The 3,529-nt window shown below is 44.3% G+C and carries 4 protein-coding genes and 1 pseudogene; all 5 read left to right on the top strand.

Annotated features, from left to right (window positions below):
• Positions 1-875, top strand: a pseudogene (locus OSCI_RS26595) (hypothetical protein); the annotation flags it as partial.
• 128 nt (positions 876-1,003) lie between these two features.
• Entirely contained in the window at positions 1,004-1,477 is a 474-nt protein-coding gene (locus OSCI_RS26590) for a hypothetical protein (RefSeq protein ID WP_007358325.1), read from the top strand.
• Positions 1,478-1,515: 38 nt separating this feature from the next.
• Positions 1,516-1,947: a hypothetical protein gene (locus OSCI_RS26585; protein ID WP_007358324.1), complete on the top strand. Its 432-nt coding sequence runs from the start codon at positions 1,516-1,518 to the stop codon at positions 1,945-1,947.
• The gene (locus OSCI_RS26580) at positions 1,940-2,734 is read left to right on the top strand and encodes a M23 family metallopeptidase (RefSeq protein ID WP_007358323.1); all 795 of its coding nucleotides are present in this window, start codon (positions 1,940-1,942) and stop codon (positions 2,732-2,734) included. Before OSCI_RS26585 ends, OSCI_RS26580 begins: the two co-directional genes overlap by 8 nt.
• Positions 2,731-3,468 (top strand): glycosyl hydrolase 108 family protein, encoded by a 738-nt coding sequence (locus tag OSCI_RS26575; protein WP_007358322.1) that lies wholly within the window; start codon positions 2,731-2,733, stop codon positions 3,466-3,468. The genes OSCI_RS26580 and OSCI_RS26575 overlap by 4 nt, the downstream gene beginning before the upstream one ends.
• The last annotated feature ends 61 nt before the right edge of the window (positions 3,469-3,529 follow it).

Genomic DNA, 3,529 nt, shown 5'->3' with positions numbered 1-3,529 from the left:
AGATGAAAGAGGAGCAATTACTCACGCTTCATCTTAAGGCAGAAAGGGACACTTTTGGGCATCCTAGACCTGCCTTTCGAGGCTTCATTAAAGGGTATCGAGAAGACGATGATGGCAATCCCATTCGAGAGGCGGTACAGTTGCAACCTTGGATGAATTCGCAATACTTGATTCAGCTATTTCCTGAATTAAGCTATCGCGAAAAGTCGGATGTGATTTCCTCTGAATTGCCAATACCTAAACCTTGGCAACAACAACCTAATCAGCAACAATCAAGCCAACAGCAACCAAGTCAACATCAACAAAGTCAACATCAACAAAATCAACAGCAACCAAGCCAACAATCAAATCAACAGTCACCGAATAATCCTCAAATTAGTTGGGATTACTGGGTAGCCGAATCGACTGAAGAGGAAATCAATAAGCTAATTGCAGAAAGGCGATATCGCTCAGAATTTCTATCAGGAGATTGGATGGGACAAGTCCCAAACAGCGAGACGAGTCCCAAACAAACCCAACAGCCACAAAGCAATCTGAGTGAAGCGTCCCAAAGTCCCAGGGACGAGTCTCACGTCTCAAGAATGCCACCAAATCCTCCTTTTGTCCCCCCAGTTTGGCCTGTTGTTTGGGACGAGTCTCAGTTTGCCAAATACTTTCCAGATGTAACAGAGGTGGAGCTTTTTGAAGAGATTTTGAGCTACTTAGATGTTAGCAGAAATGCCAGCGATATTATCAAAAATGTGCTGCGGTGTAAGCGACATGAACCAGATTCGCATCGCTCTTATAGTAATGTGGGCAAGCCCTGTTTTTGCTACTTGATTCGTAAGTATGCTCCGCCCATTTTGATTGCTCACTTTGCTGATTTTCTTAAGTAAATTGCTTTTGATACTGACAAATAAACAGGCATAGCCAACCGTAACCAAGCGTGATAGCAGAGTGCAATCCTTTGCAAAACCTGGGCTATTGCCCAATTCTCAACTTCATTTTATAGGAGGTAAATTCCTTGACTAACAACAATAGTTCAATAGTTCATGTTCCCTTACAACCCAATTATCAAACCCAATCCCAACAAACGGTTGTGACTCGTGTTGTGGTTGTTCCTAACTATGATGCTGATAGCAATCCATGGGTGGGATATGATGCCATTTGTTTGTGGATTAAAGCATTACGCAAGTGGCCAATTCGCACAGCTAGTGTCAGTATTGGGTTGATTTGGCTATCGATTTTTGGGTTTTTCTTTGTCTGGAATGCCTTGATTTCCAGACAGCAAGTAGCGAAATCTCCAGACCCTTTTAACCCGGCTCAAGTTGGCTGGGCAGTTGGTGGTGGTTTGGGTACCCAAACTATTAACTATGCCAATACCAGCTTTTCTCCTACCTTTGCTAGTTATGGAGGGGGTCGTCAATTGACAAGAACTGAACTGCGGCAATTGCAGCGGGGTGCTCTGCAAACTGTACCTATTTCTGATAACGAATAATCAGGGAGGATGGGGCAGCAATGCCCCATTAAATTGCTATGGCATGGGCTAAATTAAGACCATCTAACGCTATCGCTTTATTGTTAATGAGTGGGTTGTTATTGCTCAATTTACGAAGCGGTTATTACTTGAAATTCGATGGGGCGTTGTTGCCAGAAACGAAGCAGAGAGTGGAGAAAGCAGGTGTGATTGCAGCCCATCAAATCAAAACTGTTTTAGCTCAAACTGCAACAGGTTGTATCAATCAAAAACCCTTCACTGTTGAACAATATGCCCAAGTCAGAGAGTTGCTAAAAACTGGAACAGCGATCGCAGAAATCGAAGCAATTATCGGTGCTGGATGTGGGATTGAACTCGATAAATTTAGCTGGACTGCTACTAATGGCAAAAAGTTAATTGTGCAATTTGAGCCTGATGGCAAGTTGAAGAGTTACACCTTTGATAAGCGGGAGATATTGACTGATGTTTGAGTTTCCTGTTGACACATCTTCTATTGTCTATTCTCCTTTATCTGGCTATCAGCACAATCCAGTCCGTTTGGACACTGCTTACCGCCGGGGGGATTTTATTACTGCTGTGGTGGTTACGGGAATCGCGATCGCTATTTTAGCACCTGGGCTTAACCAAATTTTGCAGAATTCAGTTGGAGTGTTGGTGAGAGGTGGGCAAGCTGTTCAAACAGTTCAATCAGGTCAAACAGTTCAATTAGCCGCTAATAATCAACAGGCAACAATTGCATCAGGGTTATCCGAAACTGCTCGCAGTAGCCGCATTAATTCCAACAATACCCCCAAGTTTAGCGGAAAATGGGCAACTTCTCTACAAGCGGGGGACAACGTTGCAGGATATCAAATCAGTAGTGCATTTGGGCCTCGTAAGTCACCATGTCCCGGTTGCAGTTCGATGCACTTTGGAACAGACGTGGCAACACCAATGTACACGCCTTTGTATGCGATTGGGCCAATAGGAGGAACCGTTAACGTTCGGTGTTGGGAAAATGGCCGCTGGGGTTGGGTTGCTAGCTATTCTGTAACAGAATGGGGCGTTAGTTTTGACTACCTTCATTTGCCCGTTGGAGAGTGCAAAAGCGGTCTTCAAAAAGTAGGCACAGTCATCGCTAAATCGGGTACGGCGGGTACGGGACCGCACCTTCATTTTCAACAGCGTTCGGGTGGCACTGATGGCGAAAAAGTACCGCCAATAGCCGGGTTTATCCAGATGACAATAACTAGTAAATTGCCAGAGGACAGCCAATGACAATTTACAAAACTAAACATCGAGATGAATTTGATTTTAGGCTGGTTACTTGGGGAGTTATTGCACTGACGGTAGCATATATTCTAGTGCCGCCAGTCATCCAATCTGAACCAGCACAGCAGTTAATTAGTGCTGCTCAAATTACGGCTGATAAAGTTACGGGAAAAACACAAAAAGATGCTACTAATATATCAACTAATAAAGCTGAAGCAGCTTTAAAACTTGCTTTCGGTTTCGAGGGAAGCTGTCAGAATTTGGGTAACGACAGCGGCAACTGGTTTCAAGGACAAAAAGGCTTTACTTGCATGGGAATTATTCCTAGCGTCGGTTGGAATCATCGGAATGATTTACTATCTGATTTGGGTGCAGGATTTAACGGTCATCCATCCATGTTTGTGAAGTTTGCTTATGATAAGAATCCCTTGGCATTCAAGACTGCGGCGGCTGAAATTTACAAACAGGATTATTTTGCACCTGGTGGCTGTGCTGAGTTGCCTCAGCCTGCTTTTGAAGTATGTGCCGATATTGCTATTAATTCGGGGGTGGGGAGGTCGAGACAATATTTGAGGGAAATTGGCAATATTGCTGACCCGAAACAACTAGCGAGGGCGCTTAATGAACGACATCGACAAGACTACATTCGGTGGAGTGTACCGGGTAATAAAGATTCAGTTTTCCGTGCTGGTTGGCTCAGTCGAGCCGATAGGCGGGATAGGTATATTGATAAGTTTTAAGCTGGTGTGTGGGCGCTGTCAAGAACCCAACTTAAAACTCGGACTGGTTAAGGCTGTTTAC

The organism is Kamptonema sp. PCC 6506 (genome assembly GCF_000180455.1).
GTDB lineage: Bacteria > Cyanobacteriota > Cyanobacteriia > Cyanobacteriales > Microcoleaceae > Kamptonema > Kamptonema formosum.
Note: the sequence above shows the minus strand (reverse complement) of the source record. Positions and strands in the feature narration are given on the sequence as shown.